At 47.3% G+C, this 21,176-nt stretch carries 9 protein-coding genes; 4 read left to right on the top strand and 5 right to left on the bottom strand.

Going from position 1 to position 21,176, the window contains the following annotated elements; translation table 11 throughout:
* Nucleotides 1–11: 11 nt before the first annotated feature.
* From L1D44_RS00665 to L1D44_RS00650, 4 genes are all read left to right on the top strand, one after another.
* On the top strand, nt 12–938 hold the full coding sequence (locus L1D44_RS00665; protein WP_239888337.1) for an SDR family oxidoreductase: 927 nt from the start codon (nt 12–14) through the stop codon (nt 936–938).
* 35 nt (nt 939–973) lie between these two features.
* Nucleotides 974–2,278, top strand: coding sequence for a HAMP domain-containing sensor histidine kinase (locus L1D44_RS00660; RefSeq protein ID WP_239888335.1), 1,305 nt, complete (start codon nt 974–976; stop codon nt 2,276–2,278).
* The gene (locus L1D44_RS00655; protein ID WP_202723197.1) at nt 2,271–2,816 is read left to right on the top strand and encodes a response regulator transcription factor; all 546 of its coding nucleotides are present in this window, start codon (nt 2,271–2,273) and stop codon (nt 2,814–2,816) included. Before L1D44_RS00660 ends, L1D44_RS00655 begins: the two co-directional genes overlap by 8 nt.
* A 137-nt stretch (nt 2,817–2,953) precedes the next feature.
* Nucleotides 2,954–3,931 carry a sensor domain-containing diguanylate cyclase gene (locus L1D44_RS00650; protein ID WP_239888334.1) on the top strand — a complete coding sequence of 326 codons (978 nt, stop codon included), beginning with the start codon at nt 2,954–2,956 and terminating at the stop codon, nt 3,929–3,931.
* A gap of 245 nt (nt 3,932–4,176) precedes the next feature.
* Here L1D44_RS00650 and L1D44_RS00645 read toward each other — a convergent pair whose 3' ends face one another.
* The 5 genes from L1D44_RS00645 to L1D44_RS00625 all read right to left on the bottom strand — a co-directional run bounded on the left by L1D44_RS00645 (nt 4,177) and on the right by L1D44_RS00625 (nt 20,907).
* Complete coding sequence (locus tag L1D44_RS00645; RefSeq protein ID WP_239888332.1) at nt 4,177–5,325, bottom strand: putative sulfate/molybdate transporter; 1,149 nt, start codon at nt 5,323–5,325, stop codon at nt 4,177–4,179.
* Between the two features lie 265 nt (nt 5,326–5,590).
* A complete protein-coding gene (locus L1D44_RS00640) occupies nt 5,591–15,772 on the bottom strand; it encodes a VCBS domain-containing protein (RefSeq protein ID WP_239888330.1) in 10,182 nt (3,393 codons plus the stop codon).
* Between the two features lie 11 nt (nt 15,773–15,783).
* The gene (locus L1D44_RS00635; RefSeq protein WP_239888329.1) at nt 15,784–17,109 is read right to left on the bottom strand and encodes an HlyD family type I secretion periplasmic adaptor subunit; all 1,326 of its coding nucleotides are present in this window, start codon (nt 17,107–17,109) and stop codon (nt 15,784–15,786) included.
* On the bottom strand, nt 17,102–19,243 hold the full coding sequence (locus L1D44_RS00630; protein WP_239888328.1) for an ATP-binding cassette domain-containing protein: 2,142 nt from the start codon (nt 19,241–19,243) through the stop codon (nt 17,102–17,104). The genes L1D44_RS00635 and L1D44_RS00630 overlap by 8 nt, the downstream gene beginning before the upstream one ends.
* Before the next feature lie 5 nt (nt 19,244–19,248).
* Nucleotides 19,249–20,907, bottom strand: coding sequence for an ABC transporter transmembrane domain-containing protein (locus tag L1D44_RS00625; protein WP_239888326.1), 1,659 nt, complete (start codon nt 20,905–20,907; stop codon nt 19,249–19,251).
* Nucleotides 20,908–21,176 lie beyond the last annotated feature (269 nt).

The raw sequence follows: 21,176 nt of genomic DNA, 5'->3' as shown, positions 1-21,176 counted from the left end.
GGATGAAGAAGATGGCGAAGATTATGGTCACAGGCGCAACGGGGCTGTTAGGGCGGGCGCTGATAAAACAGTTGGCTCAAAGTATCGAGCATCAGATAATCGCCTGCGGATACAGTCGAACGAGCCCTAGTATAGAGAGGCTAGACTTAACTCAAGCGGCGCAGGTGAGCGCTTTTGTCGCAATGCATAAGCCGGATATTATCTTGCACTGCGCGGCCGAACGTAGGCCGGATGTGTCGGAGCAAGATCCCCAAGGCGCATTGGCGCTTAACAGCGATGCCACACAGTTTTTAACTCGGGCTGCCAGTCAATATGGCGCATGGCTGTTATATATCTCGACCGATTATGTGTTCGATGGCTGTCAGTCACCTTATCGAGAAGATGCCGAGCCCAATCCGGTTAATTTCTACGGTCAATCTAAGCTGCAGGGGGAGCAGATTGTTAGCGATGCACAGCAAGGTTTTGCTATTTTGCGCCTGCCGATCCTCTATGGGGAAGTGGAGTCGTTAAATGAGTCAGCAGTCATGGTGCTGTTAGAGCAGTTAGCCGATACGGCGGAACAGCCTGTCGATAACTGGGCAATTAGAAGCCCCACTTCTACCGCCGATGTGGCTGCGGCCATCGCGAAAATTGTGACTCTTAAACTAGCTGGCGAGACCTTAGCGGGCCATTACCACTTCAGTGCAAAAGAGACGATGACCAAGTATCAGATGTTGCTGGCGATGGCTGAGGTGCTGGGGCTAGCCACCGGGCACCTTATTCCTGTGACCTCTCCCACAGATAGCGCAAAACGTCCAAAAGACAGTAGCTTAAGCTGTGAGCGGCTTGTCAGTTTAGGGATTGAAAGCAAGGTACCTTTCAAGATTGGATTTAAAAGAGCGCTACAGGACTCTCCCTGTGCGGCTGCTTACTTAACCGTTGATAATGTAACAAGCTAATTTCACTAGCGGCAAATACCAAAAGAACAATAACGATGATAAACCTTGGTTTTAAAAACTTACCCATACGCAATCTCGGGGCGACCGATCAGCTAGCCTTACTCCGATTTGGCGCACTGCTACTCAAGATTGGATTAACCTTTTTCGCCGCCGATACTTTTGGCTTATCGCTTACCAGTCCAGTGCTTTATTGGGGCATGAGCTTAGAGGCACTCTATTTAGGCTTTACCTTCTGGCACCGTAGTTCAATTGCTCGCTTGGAGAATGGCTTTTTCATTGTCTTGCTTATCGATACCCTGTTTTGGATCTCCTGGCTCTACTTTACTGGTGGGGCGACCAATGCCTTTATCTCACTGCTGTTATTGCCGATTGCGATTGCCGCAGTTGTTCTGCCTCAGTGGGCGCCTTGGGCGTTAGCGCTATTGTCGACCTTTGCCTATAGCGTGATGATATTTTCGGTGCCCGAGAGCCAGATGAAGCACCATGGTATGGATATGAGCTCCCACTATTTGGGGATGTGGTTTAACTTTTTGATCTCGGCGTTAGTGCTGACTACCAGTGTGGCCTATATTGCCCAGCGAATGCGCAAGCAAGAGGTTGAACTCAGTTATATGCGTGAGGCGCAGTTGCGCCAAGAAAGGTTACTGGCGTTGGGTACGGCGTCGGCGCAGATGGCGCATCAGATGGCCACGCCTTTAGCTAGCTTACGCTTGCTGGTGGATGAGGCGGTCGAAGATAGCGTCAGTGATAGTGAGATCTTGTTGGAGATGAATACGGCGCTGGTGCGTTGCGAACAGACGCTAAACGCTCTGCGCATGGCCACCGAGTCGATTCGCGAGCAGAAGCAAAGCCTACTAACCGCCGATGAACTGCTGGAAACCCTTAAGCAACAGGTCTTACTCTTGATGCCTGAGATTAACTTAGAACTCATTCATGTTGAAAATAATCAGCAAGAAGCTGCACAGCCGCGTGCTATCAAGACTGATGCCAGCCTGCTTCCGGCTCTGTTGGCTTTAGTTGAAAATGCGGGGAGCGCGAGCCTAGCTCATATCGGCGAGGCTAAGGTGGTGGTATCGGTTATGGCTGCAACAGAGAAGAATCGTCTGTGTATCTCTGTGAGAGACTTTGGCGTTGGGATCCCTAAAAAGATGTTACTACAGCTAGGACATAAACTTGTTGAGAGTGAGCGTGGTATGGGGATGGCGCTGCTACTCAGTAATGCTAGCGTCGAACGTCTAGGTGGACGGTTACTTCTGGGGGCTGCGAAAGAGGGCGGCACGGTTGCCGAAGTGTGTTTCCCTGTTTGGCATAACGACGCCAATGGAGAGTGTCATGACTAAAAAACTACTCATTATTGAGGATGATACCGCTTTAGCGAGTGTACTTGTCAGGCGCATGACTAAACAAGGATTTGAGTGTCAGCAGTGTCACGATGCGACTCAGGGACTGTTGTTAGCACGGCAGTTTCGCCCAACTCACGTGCTATTAGATATGAAGTTAGCCCAAGAAAATGGCCTAAAACTCATCTCGCCGCTCAGGCAGTTACTTCCAGATGTCGTGATGGTATTACTTACGGGCTATGCCAGCATTGCTACAGCCGTAGAGGCCATTCGCCTCGGTGCCGATAACTATTTGGCCAAGCCTGTCGATACGCAAACTTTGCTCAATGCGTTATCAACAACAGCGGTCGATAATGAGATGGAGCCATTGACAGAGGAGCCATTGTCACCGAAACGTTTGGAGTGGGAACATATCCAGCAGGTGCTTAATGCCAACAGCGGCAATGTATCTGCGACCGCCCGTCAGCTAGGGATGCATCGGCGTACTCTACAGCGTAAGTTGTTAAAGAAGCCAACGGCGGATCATCGAGAGGTATAACGGGTTTAGTATTTTATATGGTGAATTCACTGTTTTTAGTGTGATAGTCGGTCGCTTTATGCTTTTGAGATGTAATATATTGCTGTAGAGTTGTATTGTACTGAGAACAGTACCACTACAGGGAGTCACATCTGTATATGAAAAATTCCCCCGTTTATACGACCGATATATTTCTACTCGATAATCCAAATGATTTGATCTCTTTAGACAAGTGGCAGAAAACAGTGAACTTGCTTGCAAAGCTATTCGATGCTCCTGCTGGATTTTTAGTGCAATACACTAAAGAGGGTTTTCAAGTCACGATTGCGAGTGAGCAGGGATCTAACCCCTACGCTTCGGGCGTGGTTATTGAACCGGAAGTGAATATTTTTTGTCGTAAAATTGTCGAGACAGGTCAGTCTCTATACGTTAACAATGCTGTGTTAGATCCTAGTTGGGATACTAACCCAGAAGTCCATAATGATGGTTTTCGCTCTTACCTCGGAGTGCCGGTTTTTTGGCCTTGTGGTACAGCATTTGGGACTTTCTGTGTGATGGATTATAAAGCCACTGACTATCAAAAAACCTATATCGAGTTGATCACTCAGCTTAAAGAGCTACTAGAGTCCGATCTAGCTTTAATTGGCTGCTATGCGCAAATGCAGCAGTTGGCCATTACCGATCCCTTATGTGATGTTAATAATCGACGTGGTTTTAACGTATTGGCGGAGCAACGTATTAAGCTTGCTAAGCGTAATGACGGTTTGCAGGGCTTGTTATATCTCGACATCGATCGATTTAAGGAGATTAATGATCTGCACGGCCACGGAGTCGGGGATTTAGTTCTAAAAGCTGTAGCCCGAATTTTAAGTCAAAGTGTGGCTGAATCCGATGTGGTTGGCCGCCTAGGAGGTGATGAATTTGTAGCCCTAGTTGCGGTAAAAGATATGGTCGAGATAGACGGGCTTAAACAACGGATTATGCATGCTATTGAGCTTTGTCATTGCTCTGAAGAGTTACCGAGATTCACCGTTTCTATTGGCTATAGCTTGGTAAGTGAGACAATAGATATTTGTCAGCTTTTAGATTCGGCAGATCAAGATATGCTTCAACATAAACAGCGCATTGCTGGATAAAATAAACCCTGAGCGTAGGAGTTAACTCAGGGTCGGGGAATGCAGTGGCATTTGCATTTTAAGTTCCCAAAAAAGTCACCGATACCTAAGCGTATACGGGATAAGCAGTAAGTTCAGTGCCAAGCTATGGTGTCAGTATTAGCTGAAGTAGGCAAAGCTTGATGGCACAACTGCGACAGCATGTCGCAGTTTCTGTAAAGCGGGCTTAGCTTGACGGTCTTTTTAATCGCTCTAGCGTTCAATTATCAGTGCTTAAGATCTGAATAGATATGCCACTGACGTCGCCCCAACTCGAGTATAAATCCTGTGGCTAATCCCGCCGCCGTGTTAATTAGCAGACAGATCGCTGCGGTGGACAGGATTACAAAAATACAGAAGGGTTTACCATCGATGAATCGTTGTGACCAAGCTAACTGGGTCCCCGCTATCGCCAGTAAGCTACCTAAAACGGCAAGCGGGATAAGCGATAACACAGTGGCAATGCCTTGCCCCCAGAAGGCTGCGATTAACAGACAACTGCTACCAAAAATCGTTGGGGCTAACCAGGTTCTCGCACCAAAATGATGCTGCACCGCAAGGCCGCCTGCACCGTGACACATAGCCGTTGCGCCAAACGGAGCCAAGAGTAAGTTCGCCCAGCCTGAGCTGGTGGCAAATCGCTGAGGGGCAAAGTTCTCTTTGTTGTCTTCAGGAAACTTCTCTTTAGCCATTGCTGAGGTGGCGATAACCGCATTGGTCAGAGTCAACGCCAGTTGAGGTAATACTAATAAACCAACGGCCGAACTCCATTCATCTAAGCTTGGCCAACTTAACTGCCATGGCGTATAGACTGAAAGATCAAAACTTGGGGCTGTTCCGCTATTGAGTTGCCATAAAATACCTAGGGCTAAGACTAGCGGCATCGCCAGATAGCGCAGGGGGAAGAACTTGCTGGCGAACAGAGCGATAAAAGCAACGAGGCCGATAAGCCATGTTTGACTCATCATCTGGCCGCCCATCCAAATAAGCTGTAAACCAATGGCCAGTTGAATACCGATGCTAATGGCGGGGGAGAGCTGCTTGGCCATCCACTTGATTGCACCGCTATAGGCGAGCACTAATAGAATTACCCCCATTAATATGCCGCTGGCTTGCAACATGCCGGGTGTGAGTCCTTGAGCGATCACCAGCGCGGCAATCACCTTCATCGGCTGTACCGGAATAGGGCGACGATAATAAAAAGCGGTGAACAGGGCAAAGAGGCCAAATCCCATGAAGATCCCCTGAGGGGAAAAGTGGTTCAGGGCAATAAGGCCGAGCACTAAGGGCAGAAAGGTACCTAAATCGGCGAAAGCGCCGCTAAACTCTCCTGAATATTGGTTAACACTATCGAATCGGTTGGTCTTACATCTCATATAACTTGCCGTAGGAAAAGAACCTTCAAGCTATCGCAAGAATGGTGCCAGAATTATCGGGGGGAATTGGGAGCAAAACGCCCCTAAGGAGGCGATAATCCATTTAGTTTGAGACAAGTTGGCCTGCTTAAAAGTTGAAAGTGGTCAATTGGTCTAACATTCGCAATAGCTTAACTTGAGGGAGTGTTTTGAGCGTACTCACTGTAAAGCATAAAGCGAGCAAACTTTAAACTTTACAATAAGCTAGCTAATGTTTAATGCATTTCTACACTTGATTGTGCATATCGTTTAACGCTTGATGTAATAAATCATCATCGTTGACTGGATCATGGGCTGCTGGCTCTGTTGAGTCATCAAGTGAAGCTAAATCTAATTGCTGCTGATGTTTTTCATCATCGAGCAGGGGATTGTCAAAGCTATCACTTTGCTCTACATCTAACATATCGGTGTTAATATCATCATTGCTTAGCACCTGTATTTGGGGAAGCTCTGCTACTGTAGTGTCACTCGGCGGGGCGATATCTTGATGAGTCATTCCCACCATATTGAGATAGTGATCAATTGGAGTGAGAGCCTGATTATCTAGCGTATGTTGTGGCTCACCGTGAGTTTGTCTATCTCCGTCGTTATGTGAAGTAGAGTCCGCAGTAGTTGCGGTATTGTCTTCTTCGGGGCCTTTATCTAAAGCACTGTCATCAGCAATAACCTGCTCATCGACATTGACAGTGATTTCTGTGCCTAGCGGTTCATCATGCATTACGGGAGCTGGTGGAGGTGGCGGTGCTGGATGGCCTATGACAGGAGTGACAGTCATATCTAGCACTTCAGAACCTAAAGTGAGCTTGCCGCTATTGCCGGGGCCATGGTTTAAAATGCTAACCTGAACATGCATGACCACATCGTCGTGATGTGAGCCTTGAAGGGCGACTTCAAATCTATCTTCGTGTACGCCAACATTCTGAGCACTCCCATGGGGACCTGTATGGGTATTTCCATGTTCTTGATAACTTAACTGACCGGTTTTAGGGTCAATCGTTAGGGTGCCCCATTGACTGGTATAGGATGTTTGGTAATGACCGTTGACTAAAATTTTCCAGCCTTGCTCAGCGACAGGTACCGGAGTTTGCCCCGGAATGAGTGTTGGTACACCTAATGAGGTACCAATGTGATGACTGCCTGGCGGGGCTGTAACAACTATGGGTTCAGGTTTTGCGCCTGCGGCCATATTCAAGGCGGAGTTCACGTTGCCGTGCTCATCGGTCATGATGGCTTTGACTATGCTACTAGGCGCCACTTCGATCTCAATTCCATGGGCTAAGCTGTTTGCGTCGAGTATGTGATCAATGCCATTAATGTTTAGGTGCTCTCCCACCTTGGCATCGGCTGCAGCATGCACCGTTGCGGTAATGGTTCCAGCATGCCCTTGTGCAATTTCAGTTTTGCTATAAAGATTATCGCTACCCGGGGATTCGAAGCTGATACTCGGTCTTCCAACTTGGATATCGGTATCATAGTGCAAGGTTTGGGCTGCATGAGCTGTATTTCCTGCGTTATCTGTGGTGGTGACCGAGGCTGAAATAGATGAGTTTGAGGCAAGTTCACTGCCCGCAACAGCAATACTAAATTGGCCGTGGCTATTAACTGTCCCTGTATAGCTCTGTTGATTGAGAGTTAATGTAACAACGTCTCCTTGGTGTGCATCACCGCCAACTTGTCCGGTTACATTGACTGCAGTATGGCTTTCTTGTGCATTGATAACATTGTCGGCAGTAATCGGGTCAAGCTGAACGCTGGTACTCGCTTGAGTATCAATTTGGACATCGAGCACTGATGATACTGCTGGCTGCATGGATGATGGCGCAAGCGCTTGTGCTGACAAGCTGTGATTGCCGTCTGTTAATGTCGAAAGTGTTACGCTGTAATGACCGTGGGCATCAGAGAGGGCGTGGCCAACGGGATTATTTCCATCGTAAATTGTGACTCTAGAAAAGGGAATATCAGTGTGGCCAGTAATGTTAGGTGTGGCGTCTGAGGTTAAGTCATCGCTATGGCTTTTACCTGTGTCACTGGTTGCACTGAGATCGATACTTACGTGATTTCTTGGTGGCGTTGCAACAATATGGCCGCTTGGCAAGCTGTCAGTTACCACAGGTTGAGTTGGAACACTACTTGTTATCACCACTGCGCCAGCCACGCTGCTTAGAGTTGCTTGGGCATTGAAGCTGATAAATTGACTTGCTGTACCGCCGTGATTATCACTCACCTTAACTTCAAATATATCGACACCGCTATAGGTTGCTGTGGCGGGGTTATAGTTCATATGTGCCACAGAATTATTCTGGGTATAGACATAAGCGCCGCTATCAGGGTCAACAGATAAACTGCCAAAGCTGCCAGTCAGAATAGGTGCTGAAAATGTATGTGTATCGCCAGTATCAACATCGGTTGCGATTAAGCTTCCTTGTGTGTGACTGGTCTGGTTAATAGTTAACACTGGCAAATCATTAACGGCGGTAACGCTGAGTACTGCTGTATGCGCGGCTGAATCTTGATGGCCGTCATTGGCGACATAGCTGAAGTGAGCATCACCATTAAAATTGGCTGCGGGCCTAAACAGCAGATGCTTAATATCATTGGCATGAATGGTTTGCCCTTGACTTATAGCATGGCCATTAACAACTAAGTGACCGTTGGCAGGATCGGGTAGTTGAGTGATTGTTAGCCCTGCTAAAGCATCATTGTCGCTGTCTTGATAGCCAAAACTGGCTGCATTAAATTGATAATCTGTATCCTCGGCCGTGCTTGCCGTTAGCGTTTGTATTGTCGGTTGATGGTTAGCATTGATATGGATGTTAAGTGTGTTTTGGCTCTCGTCCCGATAGTCACCGTGGGTATCAACTATTCTATAAATGAATTCAGGTACATCGCCACTAAAGTTAGCATCTGGCGTAAAGCGATAGTCGCCATTGCTAGCAATATGGATTTGGCCAACACCGGTGATCGATACGTCCTGTCCTGCATGAACTGTAATGTAATGATGGCTCGTAGGATCTTTAAATTGCAGATCTTGTAAAATCAACTGTGCACCATCGTCTAGATCGGTTGCACCTTGGAGTAAGTTCCCGGTTACAGGGCCACTATATTGATCTGAATTTGCTTTGAAACTATGAATCACCGGTTTATCACTTGTCCCGCTGATAATCACTTGTGCTTGCTGGCTCGATTGGTGAGTGTTACTGCCGCTGCCCTCTTGTAGTTGGTAGTTGATCCAGATCTTGTGTTGAACGCCATTAGCTAAGTGATCGTAGGCAGAGTGAGCTGGGTCGACTTCTAAGGTGTGTCCATCTGCTGCTAGGCTAAACCCTGCCGGGACTTGGCTACTAAAGTTGATCCCGTCAGTAGAGTATTGTAACTGGCTGATACCGTTACCTTGAATACCAGCATAAAGATCTAAGCCCTGCGTTGCGCCCGCTTCTTGTAGCTGTAAAGTTGGCGTATCTGTATGGCCGTGAATGGTAATAGCAATCGTCTGACTGGCAGTGCCATCGGGAGAGGTGACTGTCAGGGTATCGGTGAGTTGCTGTCCGGCATTTAAGCCATTGACAGCAGGTGAGGCGTTGTTGAGTGCATAATGCCAACTACCGTTTTCATCTAATGTCAGCTGACCATATTGGCCAGCTATTTGGGTATTAGCAGCAAACTTGCCTTCGCCAGTATCGGGATCGATTAGGGTCAATTGACCCGATATTGTGCTGCTGGCGGAATCCTCGGTAATCGAAGCATTACTACTGGATTGTGTTTGTCCATCAATGGTAGCTGTATCATTGACTGGGTTAATGTGTAGCGTATTGGTCACTTTGGCTGAATCAGCACGGCCGTCGTTAACTGTGTAGGAGAAGTTAACATCGCCATTAAAGTTATGTGCGGGTACAAACTGTAGTTTGCTGATGTCGCCTGTGGCAATGACTTGATTGGCATGAATTGCTTGGCCATCGAGTACAAATAGACCTTGAGCGGGATCGGGTAAGTCTGTAATAGCAATAGAGTGCAATGTATCTTTGCTATCCACATCTGCAAATCCAAACTGACTGGCTTGCATTTGGTAATGAATATCTTCAGTACCGTGGGCAAGAGTTTGCACGTTAATGGTTGGCGCATCGTTGGTTCCGATTACATCAATGGTAATATTGTGGGTATCACCGCCTCTTGAACGAACTTGATAGGTGACTTGTACCGTTTCCCCCTCTGCGAGATGATTTAAATTGGCATTTGGCACTGAGTATGTCCAATCACCCGCGCGGCCAATGCTTAAGTTGCCACCGAACGGGTCATTCACTGCATGAACATTGCGACTAGCAACAAATTCACTTTCATTTGCATCTGGATCAGTAACATTTATTACCCCTGAAACTGCAACACTTTGATCTGCATCTCCCTGAACATGTCGATCTTCTTTTATTGAGTCACTATCGTTACCGCTGAATGTGGCGCTATCTGCAACTGCTGTTAGTGTACTTGTGGCGCCAGTGTGGGTGACGCCACCATGGGCATCTTTTACGTCATAACTGAAATGGACTTGGCCGTTGTAGTCTTTTTCTGGTGTAAACGTGTAGGTACCATCTTGGTTATCTTGGAGTGAACCATGATCGACGCTGATATTGGCAATGGTAAGTTTGCCTGTATCGTTGGCATCCACGTCGACGGTGTTTGCTAATAGTTCAGTGGCTGTGATGGTTTGAGATAGGTCTTCTTTTCCGCTGTTAAGCTGCACTTCTGAAGAGCAATATGGGCGGTCATTATCGCCATGAATGGTAATAACAATATCGTGTGTGGTGCCATCTGCTGATTTTAAGGTGACTGTATCGGTTAATGACTCTCCTTTCCCAAGATGATCAATCGTTCTACCAGTTGCATCTTGGCCAATGGAAGCGTAGTAGCTCCAATCCCCGTTATCGTGAAGTATCACCTGACCATAAGTGCCGTAATAAATTCCCGTTTGGGCATGGCTTTCACCCGTATCTGTGTCGACTATCGTTAGGTGACCATCTGTATGGGTTTCATCGTTCCATAATTTCCCTATGTTCCCGTGCATATAGTCAGGGGATCTATCGCCAACACTGCCGCCAGAAATGCTGCCATTTGCTGCGGTGTAAGAGTGGCCTTCATGGACATCTCCAGTACTAACACCTGTTATTGAAGCGGAATTGTTTACCCCAGTAATGGTGATCGACAGGTTTTGAGTTGCACTGGCATTATGCTCATCAGTCACGGTGACAGGAATAGTTAGCGTTTTTGTTGCCCCTGTGACCAGTGATTGATAACTTACATGGCTAGGGTCAAAGCTGTAGCTTCCATCGGTATTTAAGGTTAGTCCATCTATCTGTGGCGCTGAATAGCTCAAGGTAGCGCCGTGATCAATATCTTGGCCGAGTATCTGTCCATGTAGCAAAGTACCGCCTTCAACAACAGATTGTGACTGCGCTGCAATGGTTGGCCTATCATTGGTGCCATGAACGGTAAGCTCTATAGTATGAGTTGTGCCGTCAGCCGTTCTGATAACCGCTGAGTCTTTTTGGGTTTCTCCTGCTGCGAGGTTTTGAATGTTGCGATTATCTATGGTGTAGGTGTAATGGCCATCTCGCATCAATAATACGTGGCCGCCTAACTTGGTATCGTAACCAATACCTTGATAAGTTTGTGGGCCGATATTGGGGTCAAAACTGCTTTGTCCTTTATCGGGGTCTTGAATGTTCAACTTACCTTCATAATGAAGATCGTAATGGGTATCGATATAACCTCGATCTTCGGTAACACCGCGTAAATTGATATCTGTTTGAGCATCTGTAATCACCGCTCTATCGTCTGTACCGTTAATGGTCACAGTGATCTTCTGCTCAGTGCCATCCACCGAGTGCACTAGTAGGGTGTCGGTGAGTGACTCGCCGCTTTTGAGCCCTTGAATTGCCGTTTGCGAGTTGTCAGCTGTGTAGATCCAATAGCCAGAGTTGTTGATACTCAGCTCACCGTATTGCCCTTGTAGAGTTTCGGCAGTGAACTGAGCTTGGCCGTTGTCAGCATCAGTCACGCTAAGCGCCCCATCGACGCGCAGTTGACCGCTATGGACATCTTTGTCTTCGGTAAGGCTGGCAGTTGAAGTGCCAGAAATTACTGCTTTATCATCAGTGCCGTTGATGGTGACAGTGATCTTCTGCTCGGTACCATCTACCGAGTGCACCAGCAGGGTGTCGGTCAGTGACTCGCCGGTTTTCAGCCCTTGGATCGCGCTTTGTCCATTGTCGGCGGTGTAGATCCAATGGCCGAGGTTATCAATAGATAGCGTTCCGAATTGGCCTTGCAGGCTTTCAGAAGTGAACTGAGCTTGGCCGTTGTCAGCATCGGTCACACTGAGTGCACCATCGACGCGCAGCTGACCGCTGTGGACATCTTTATCTTCGGTGAGAGTCGCAGTGCTCGTTCCTGCTATAGCAGCCTTATCATCTGTACCCTTGATGGTGACAGTGATCTTCTGCTCGGTGCCATCTACCGAGTGCACCAGTAGGGTGTCGGTAAGTGACTCGCCAGTTTTAAGCCCTTGAATCGCAGCTTGTGTATTATCAGCTGTGTAAGTCCAGTGGCCGAGGTTATTGATGGATAGCGTGCCAAATTGCCCTTGCAGACTTTCTGCATTGAACTGGGCTTGGCCATTATCTGCATCGGTGACGCTGAGTGCGCCATCAACGCGAAGTTGCCCGCTATGCACATCTTTATCTTCGGTGAGAGTCGCAGTACTCGTTCCTGCTATCGCAGCCTTATCATCAGTGCCGTTAATGGTCACTGTGATTTTTTGTTCAGTGCCATCGACAGAGTGCACCAATAAAGTCTCGGTGAGTGACTCACCGGTTTTGAGCCCTTGAATGGCGGCTTGGGAGTTGTCCGCTGTGTAACTCCAATGGCCGAGGTTATTTATCGATAGTGTGCCGAATTGACCTTGCAAATTTTCTACATTGAACTGGGCTTGGCCGTTGTCAGCATCAGTCACACTGAGCGCGCCATCAACGCGAAGTTGACCGCTATGCACATCTTTATCTTCGGCGAGACTTGCAGTACTGGTGCCCGAAATCAGAGCCTTATCGTCAGTACCGTTAATGGTCACTGTGATTTTCTGCTCAGTACCGTCAACAGAGTGCACTAGCAAAGTATCAGTGAGCGACTCGCCAGTTTTTAACCCCTGAATCGCAGCTTGGGAGTTGTCCGCTGTGTAACTCCAGTGGCCGAGGTTATTTATGGAGAGCGTACCAAACTGCCCTTGTAAGCTTTCAGCATTGAACTGCGCTTGACCATTATCTGCATCGGTGACGCTAAGTGCGCCATCAACGCGAAGTTGACCGCTATGCACATCTTTATCTTCGGTGAGGCTTGCAGTACTGGTGCCCGAAATCAGAGCCTTATCGTCAGTACCATTAATGGTGACAGTGATCTTTTGTTCGGTGCCATCGATTGAATGAACTAGCAAAGTATCGGTGAGCGACTCGCCAGTTTTTAACCCCTGAATCGCAGCTTGTGTATTATCAGCTGTGTAACTCCAGTGGCCGAGGTTATTTATCGATAGTGTGCCGAATTGACCTTGCAAATTTTCTGCATTGAACTGGGCTTGGCCGTTGTCAGCATCAGTCACACTGAGCGCGCCATCAACGCGAAGTTGACCGCCGTGCAGATCTTTATCTTCGGCGAGACTTGCAGTACTGGTGCCCGAAATCAGAGCCTTATCGTCAGTACCGTTAATGGTGACAGTGATTTTCAGCTCAGTACCATCGACAGAGTGCACTAGCAAAGTATCGGTGAGCGACTCGCCAGTTTTTAACCCCTGAATCGTAGCTTGGGCGTTATCGGCTGTGTAGGTCCAGTGGCCAAGGTTATTGATTGATAGCGCACCAAATTGTCCTTGCAAGCTTTCAGCATTGAACTGGGCTTGGCCATTATCTGCATCGGTGACGCTGAGTGCGCCATCAACGCGAAGTTGCCCGCTATGCACATCTTTATCTTCGGCGAGACTTGCAGTACTGGTGCCCGAAATCAGAGCCTTATCGTCAGTACCGTTAATGGTGACAGTGATTTTCTGCTCAGTGCCATCGACAGAGTGCACTAGCAAAGTATCGGTGAGCTGCTCACCAGTTTTGAGTCCCTGAATCGCAGCTTGGGCGTTATCGGCTGTGTAAGTCCAGTGGCCAAGGTTATTGATGGATAGCGTGCCAAATTGCCCTTGCAGACTTTCTGCATTGAACTGGGCTTGACCGTTATCAGCATCAGTCACACTGAGCGCGCCATCAACGCGAAGTTGACCGCTGTGCAGATCTTTATCTTCGGTAAGGCGTGCAGTACTGGAGCCCGAAATCAGTGCCTTATCGTCAGTACCATTAATGGTGACAGTGATTTTCTGCTCAGTGCCATCGACAGAGTGCACCAGCAGGGGGTCAGTGAGCGTCTCACCAGTTTTTAGCCCTTGAATGGCGGCTTGGGAGTTATCCGCTGTGTAACTCCAGTGGCCGAGATTGTTAATAGACAAACTACCAAACTGACCTTGCAATACGCCTGCTTGAAACTGCGCTTGACCATTATCTGCATCGGTGACGCTAAGTGCGCCATCAACGCGAAGTTGACCGCCGTGCAAATCTTTATCTTCGGTGAGAGTCGCAGTACTCGTTCCTGCTATAGCAGCCTTATCATCAGTGCCGTTAATGGTCACTGTGATTTTCTGCTCCGTACCGTCAACAGAGTGCACCAGCAGGGTATCAGTGAGCGACTCGCCAGTTTTGAGTCCCTGAATCGTAGCTTGGGCGTTATCGGCTGTGTAGGTCCAGTGGCCGAACTCGTTAATGGACAGCGTACCAAACTGGCCTTGCAATACCCCAGATTGGAATTGAGCCTGGCCAGCATCAGGATCCGTTATGGTTAGTTGGCCTTGGGCATGCAAATGACCTTGGTTGTCTAGCGCTTTATCTTCAGTGACTGCAGCACTATTAACACCTTGGATCTGTGCAGTTTGATTGCTGCCCGTAATATCGATAGTGACGATTTGCTGAACGCTTTGGCCTGAGCTGTCAGTTAGGCTAACAATAAATTGCTCAGTGGCTTTATCTCCTAGGTTTAAGGCTTGGGTGCTCGGGGACTGGTTATTCAAATGGTATTGCCATTGCCCGCTATCAGGGTCGATAACGAGTTGTCCAAATTGGCCTTGGCCTTGAGTGATCGCCCAAGTGTGGGTGTCATCAAGATCTGGGTCTGTCGCAAGTAATTGCCCTGTTGCAGTGTCAACGCTGCCCCGCTCATTTAATGCTGCGTGGTGCAGGCCAGAAATCTTGGGCAGGTCGTTGCTGCCTTCGACTTCTATGGCGACAACGCTATTTACTTGATGACCTTGGCTGTCGGTCGCTGTTATCACAAATTGTTCGGTGTGGCGTTCACCTTCATTTAACGAATCTGTTGAGCTCAATGCATTGTTAAGCTGATATTGCCATTGGCCTGTTTGGGCATTTAGCTGTAGTTCGCCAAATTGACCTTGTACTTGGCTGGTGGACCAAGTCACGCTTTGACTATTTTCACCGTGGGCGGTTAAGGTTCCCTGAGCAGTATCCGTAGCGCTATCTTCTTTAAGATGTTGATTTTGTTGTTGACTATCAATAGCTAATGGCTTTTCATTTTTGCCAGTGCCAGTGCCAGTGCCAGTGCCAGTGCCAGTGCCAGTGCCAGTGCCAGTGCCAGTGCCAGTGCCAGTGCCAGTGCCAGTGCCAGTGCCAGTTTCAGTCCCCCCTTGGGAGCTTGGCCTTCCAGCTGAAATGTGGGTCGTTGTGGGGTCAGGCTTTTGGCTTACAGGTGCTTGAGCTTGCATTGCCACAGTAAAGTGCGGTTGATGCTGCTCATTTTCACTAAAGCTCAGTGCATTTTTGATATTGGTTAAACTGATATCTTGGTGATGGGCATGATTGAAGTTTACTCCAGCGCCTAGGCCAGTCGTTTCAGACGAGCCTTTATGGATTGCAGTGTGATTTTCAGCTGGTTGTTGAGTGGCTAAAGTTTCTATTTGGTTAGCAGTGGCTTGTTCATCTAATTGAGCAATCTTTTCTGTTTTGGGAGCCTGCAGCTTGTCGGTATTGGCATCGCTCAGATTTGTGGGGGCAAGAGCATCACTTTCGAGGCCTTTATAACTTTGGCTATCTTGGTTTGCGAGGTCTTGTGTCGACCATGATTTATCGGCGACCAGATCCTTATTGCCTATTTGCTCAGTCTTGCCACTGTCTCTAAACTCTTTTGCTTTTAGACGTTCGGCATCCTTATCTAGTCGCTTTGCTTTTTCAGTAGAGCGTTGCTGTCGTTTTTTTTGCTCGTTTTTATCATCGTTTTTAGGGTTAGATGGAGAGGCGGAATTGTGTTTGTTCTCGTCATGACTCATGGTTTGCCTCTCTATCGTTCGCCAAAAGCTTGGGTTACATTGGTGAATACGGGTTTCCAAAGGTATTGAAAGACGGTCTTTTCGCCTGTGACAATATCGGCCTCGCCAGTCATGCCCGGGATCAAGTCAAATTGTCCTGGCTTATCTGAAAAGTAGGGCTTATCGATAGCTATTTGCACCTTATAGAACACGCCACCTTTTTCGTCGGAATCGGTACTTGGAGAGATGCGTTTGACGACACCATCTAAAGCCCCATAACGGCTATAGTCAAAGGCATCGATTTTTATGCGAACAGGCTGACCAACACGGACAAAACCAATATCTTTTGGTGATAGCTTAGCTTCCATCAGTCCTGTTTTGGTCATTGGCACGATCACTGCGACAGTGCCTCCTGGTTGGATAACACTGCCTGAAGAGGTTGAAGGAATTGATTGGATAATGCCGTCAACGGGCGCTGTGACAGTCTTTGCTGATACCAGAGAACCTGAAGACTTAAGTCTTGCGGTGATCCCCAATAGCTCCGCTTGGGCTTCGGTGCGTTTTTCTCCTACTTCTTTAAGTAACGTCGCCTGTTTTTGTTTTAGCTGTTGCTCTAGGTTCAAAAGATCCTTAGACAATACTTCTTGTTTGCTTTCCATCACTTTTAACTCACGGATATAAGCGTCTAGTTTTTGTTGTGACTCTAAAATACGCAGCTTTGATACAGCCTGTTCTTCGGTAACTGATAGCATCATTTTCAGTGTTTTTTGTGCTGTGTTTATTTGATCGTTTAACGGTGGGATCTCAGCTTGTAAACCGTTAATTTCCGCCTGTGATTTGGCGATTTCAGTTTCTGAAAGTCGTTCAACTGCCACTCGTTCTTGGTTCATGCGCTTTAAAGATGCGGTGTGGAGTTTAACGAGTTGCGGGTAGTCGGTGATAAACTCGCCAAAGTCGGCATCACGCCTATTGATAAAGGCATCGTATCGCTCAATCTTTAGCTGTAAATTAGCACTCTTACTGGCTAGCTCCTCTTCTGCTGATTGGCTATCGATAGCAACAAAGCTTGCGAGTACATCTCCCTCTTTAACTACGTCTCCCTCTTCAACCTCTACAGAGGCAATGGTGCCTCCAGTACGACTTTGAATAATTTGTCTATGTCCTAGAGGAACGACTTGGCCCTTAGATTTTGAGACCTCTTCCACTTGAGTGAAGATGGACCACAGCAGCATGATGAGTACTGAGCCAGTGATCAAGAAAATGATGCGCTTAATCAACTTGCGTTCGGCTGGTGCCTCAATAGCATCGGTAAACTCATGTTCTGGATAGACTCTATTTGCTAATTGACGATTATCCATTTTGGGTATTCTCCTCAGAGTCTGTGGCGGCCATATTTTGTGATTGGTCAGGAATAGGACCTGCGTAAACTACTGCACCCTTATCAAGAATGATGACCTTATCAGCTTGCTGGATAAGCTCTTGATCATGGCTGGTAAATAGCACTGTTGCTTTGCCTTTTAATGCGCTAAACGTGTTGAGTAGTGCCTCTTTAGCCGCAGGATTTCGATTGGCGATGGGCTCATCTAGAATCACTAAGGTCGACTGCTTAAGTAGGGCGCGAGCTAAGCTGATATAACTGCCCTCAACGGCAGATAGAAGCGTATGTCCACGATTAAATAGGTTTATGTTTAAGTCATTATTGAGGGCATTAAAGAGTGAGTGTCCTCCTGCAGCGTGCAGGGCCTGAATGAGCTCATCATCGCTGGCATCGGGCTTTGCTATCCTTAAGTTTTCAGCCAAGCTGCCGGGGAAGAGATCCGGCTCTGCTGGGCAAAATGCAGCCCACTGTCTAAAAGCTTCTGGATCGTATTGTTTTAGGTTTTTACTGTTAACGGTGACATAGCCTGCTTGCGCTTCTACTACTCCCATTGCCGCTAATAGCAGGGAGGTTTTACCACAGGCGTTAGGACCAATAATAGCGACATTCTCACCAGGCTCGATTTCTGCAGAGACGCCTGACAAGGCAGGCTCAGTATCGGCACTATATCTTAAGGTGACATGTTGAAAGCTAATTGCTGGTGCAGCATGAGTGTTGGGCGTATCGAGTCTCAGTTCACTGTGTTCAGTACCAGCCTGCATAAAGCGGTCAAACTGTTTAATGGCTGAGTCCATCATGTTGAGCTTTTGACTGGATGAAAACGCCAGTTGGGCTGGCCCAGTAATACGCCAAATTAACATGACACAGGCAATGAGTGCGCCTGGACTAATACTTTGATTTAAGACGAGGAATATTCCTGTAAAAACAGTGACAAGTGCTGTTATTAAGCTCATTGCGTGGGCGATGGCGGCATTGAGACCATTGCGTTTGGCATATAAAAAGTTTTGACGACAGTTCTCCTTACACTGGCGAGCAAATTTGGTGTTCCAGCCATCGGTTTCACCGCTGCTTTTCAGCTGTAGCAGATTCTTAGCCAGTTCATTAATGGAATTTTGATAATCACTGCTGATAGTGGGAGAGGCCGATTGCGCATATTTATTAACAGCCTTCATGACCAAATAAAACAGTAATAACATCACCATCGGCACGATAACTAACCAGCCACTTAATAGAGCAATGGTGACAAACGCAATAAGGGTGAAGGGGAGATCAACCAGACCTGCGCCGCCAGGACCTGAAAGCAAAGTACGGACTTTTTCTGCATTACGCATTCTGGCCATATGGTTAGAGATCCCAACTCGAGATAACACCATTAACGGCATGCTGAGTAGACGGCGGAAGGTTAAGTTAGACAGGTCTCGGGCGAAACGATTACTGGTACTCGCCAGAACATTAGCGCGGGTTAATCGGCTTGCAATTAACACGGCTAAAGCTAATGCTGCGCCTAGTGCAATGCTTGGTAGTACATTAGGCGCTTGCCCCCCAATGACTTTGTCATACACCGCCATGGTGAATAAAGGCACGGCAAGCCCTGTGATGCTTGATAGTAGACTGAGCCAAAATACCGGACGATACCATTTAGTTCGTTTAGCTAAGTGTGCACTAAATGCACGGATATTTTGTTTACTACTAGGTAAACTTTCAATGATAAACAGATGGCTAGATGCCGGGATATCCTTAAACTGAATGGCTCGCCATTGACCACTGACTCTATCAAATGACTCGAGTGCTTCATCACGCCGTTGAACAATAAAGGCGTCAGAATCTTGAGGCACGACAAGAAAAGGATGTATTGATTGCGCTACCACCTGCTTATGGTGCTTAACAACCGAAAAACCTATGTGGTGCTTTGTTAATATACTGGCCAATTGGGCGGTATCAATGTCGTTATCATTGGCATCAGTTTGTAAGTTGGTGGCTTGGGCAAATAACCCCAATTGCTGGAAGAGTGCAATCAGTAACGGCCTTAATTCTGAGCTCCCTACAGCCTGATTATGTGTATTACTATTGATATCTGTGTTGGCAACAGGATGAATATTGGTTGCATTTGTCATAGTACTCATCCTTGCTCTGATTGATTGGCTAGCACTTCAGCTTCGCCATTAGCTGTAATATTGACCCGTAAATCGCTGATTTGTGCCAATGCATTAAAATGGGATGCGCAAAGTATGGTACAGCGTCCCCGATATTGTTTAATGAGGCTGATAACTCGGGCTTGAGAGTCAGCATCTAAGGAGATCATGGGTTCATCAAGCAATAAGATTGATGGTGATTGCACCAAGGCTCGCACTATGGCGATGAGCTTTATTGCGCCCTTATTGAGCATTTGACTATCACTCACGCCTACCTCTGTTTGGTAGCCTGCGGGTAATTTAGCGATACTCGTTGTTAGGCCCAGACGTTCGGCTATCTCCATTGCTTGCGCCTCTTTTTCGGGCCTGAACATGGTCATGTTTTCTAATAAGCTTCCAGCAAACAGCGGTGGCCAAGGCGGTACATAATTGACGGATTGGCGATACTCATTGGCACAGTGTTCGTGTTGGGCTACGCCATCGATATAAATGGTTCCTTGTTCTAAATGATGAAATGCACCTACAACACTTAATAGTAGGCTAGCGTGTGTTAGCGGATCCGAGGTTACAGTCACTAGGCTGCCTGCGGGAATTTCAAGATTAAAGTGATTAATTCTTGCTCCTACCTGCTGACTGGCGGCTGCCTCAAACTTAATTGGGCCAAGGGGCAGTTTTTGCTGGTATTGCTTACTGCCTTTAAATGATTCTTGAGGAAGCTGAACTAGGGTTTCAACGTGAGACATGGCCGTTTTTGCCTGAGCAAGGCGAGAGCGTAAACTGATGATGGCACTTAGCGGTGCAATAGCACGGCCTGCTAAAATGGAGCAGGCAGCCAACCCACCCGTGGTTAAGGTACCGTTTAGCACTTCTAGGCAGCCAATTAGCACAATCAGTAATGTTGTTCCTTGGGAAGCACCTTGGATTAACTCTTGTAACTTTGACGACAGCCAGTCGACTTGTTGTTGCTGAGCGAGACGGCGGTAATTGATTTCGCTGTAGCTCGATGCCAAACGGCTTTCCATGGCTAATGCTTTTGCTGTGGTGAGTCCAGATAAGACCAAAATCAGCATTCGTGAACGTTCACTATCTGTGATGGCAAGATCTTGTGTGGCTTGGGTTAATTTTTTACCGATAAAATAAACCAGCCCGCCGATTAATCCCCAAACCGCAATCGGTATAAAGACCAGTGGGCCACCGATGTAGGCAACTAAGCTTAGAAATATCAGTACAAAAGGGAAGTCCATCAGTGCGACTAAGGCTTGACCCGAATATATCTCGCGCATTGCGGCAATGCTGGCTAAACCACTAGAAACTTTACCTGTGCCAAGTGCTTCTACATGATGGTAGTCCGATTGCATCAGCGTACTGACTACCCGAGTGGTCGTTTTTAGTTCGAAGTTGGCGGCCGATGACGCTAAGACCCAACTGCGGGCATAACGTAATAGCAGCTCTAATAAAATGGCTACTGCTACGGCCGAGGCGAGCACACTTGCGGTGCCATATCCTTGATTGGGTAAAATGCGATCGTATATCTGCAGTAGAGTAAAGGGGAGGGCAAGGGAGAGTAGGTTGATAAATGTTGAGGAAAGAAACAATTCAGCCCAAGCGCGATTGTTATTTATTAAACTGAAGTTATCTCTCATCATTTGTATCATCCTTAAATACCGTTGAAAGCATGTCTAAAGAATAGAGTATGTACAAAAAATAGTCACGCAATAACAGCGTGTTAACTTATTGGTTGAATTAGGGCTGGAATTTGCTCCGTGGACAAGCAAAGCTTGTGGTGGAATGCTCGCAAGGAGGGATTAAAAAACGTCAGCCAGCAAAGCGCATGGCTGACGAATAGCCTTGCTAAGGAGAGGTAGCAAGGCTAGTTGGTGGGATGACTATTTCTAGTCGCTGTTTGAAGTCCTGT

Origin of the sequence: Shewanella sp. Isolate13 (assembly GCF_022398325.1) — a bacterium.
In the GTDB taxonomy this organism is placed as follows: Bacteria; Pseudomonadota; Gammaproteobacteria; order Enterobacterales; family Shewanellaceae; genus Shewanella.
Note: the sequence above shows the minus strand (reverse complement) of the source record. Positions and strands in the feature narration are given on the sequence as shown.

Excerpts from the sequence above, each read along its gene's own strand:
- L1D44_RS00645 (WP_239888332.1), bottom strand. The coding sequence starts at position 5,325 with ATGAGATGTAAGACCAACCGATTCGATAGTGTTAACCAATATTCAGGA.
- L1D44_RS00655 (WP_202723197.1), top strand. The coding sequence starts at position 2,271 with ATGACTAAAAAACTACTCATTATTGAGGATGATACCGCTTTAGCGAGT.
- L1D44_RS00665 (WP_239888337.1), top strand. The coding sequence starts at position 12 with ATGGCGAAGATTATGGTCACAGGCGCAACGGGGCTGTTAGGGCGGGCG.
- L1D44_RS00650 (WP_239888334.1), top strand. The coding sequence starts at position 2,954 with ATGAAAAATTCCCCCGTTTATACGACCGATATATTTCTACTCGATAAT.
- L1D44_RS00640 (WP_239888330.1), bottom strand. The coding sequence starts at position 15,772 with ATGAGTCATGACGAGAACAAACACAATTCCGCCTCTCCATCTAACCCT.
- L1D44_RS00630 (WP_239888328.1), bottom strand. The coding sequence starts at position 19,243 with ATGACAAATGCAACCAATATTCATCCTGTTGCCAACACAGATATCAAT.
- L1D44_RS00635 (WP_239888329.1), bottom strand. The coding sequence starts at position 17,109 with ATGGATAATCGTCAATTAGCAAATAGAGTCTATCCAGAACATGAGTTT.
- L1D44_RS00625 (WP_239888326.1), bottom strand. The coding sequence starts at position 20,907 with ATGATGAGAGATAACTTCAGTTTAATAAATAACAATCGCGCTTGGGCT.
- L1D44_RS00660 (WP_239888335.1), top strand. The coding sequence starts at position 974 with ATGATAAACCTTGGTTTTAAAAACTTACCCATACGCAATCTCGGGGCG.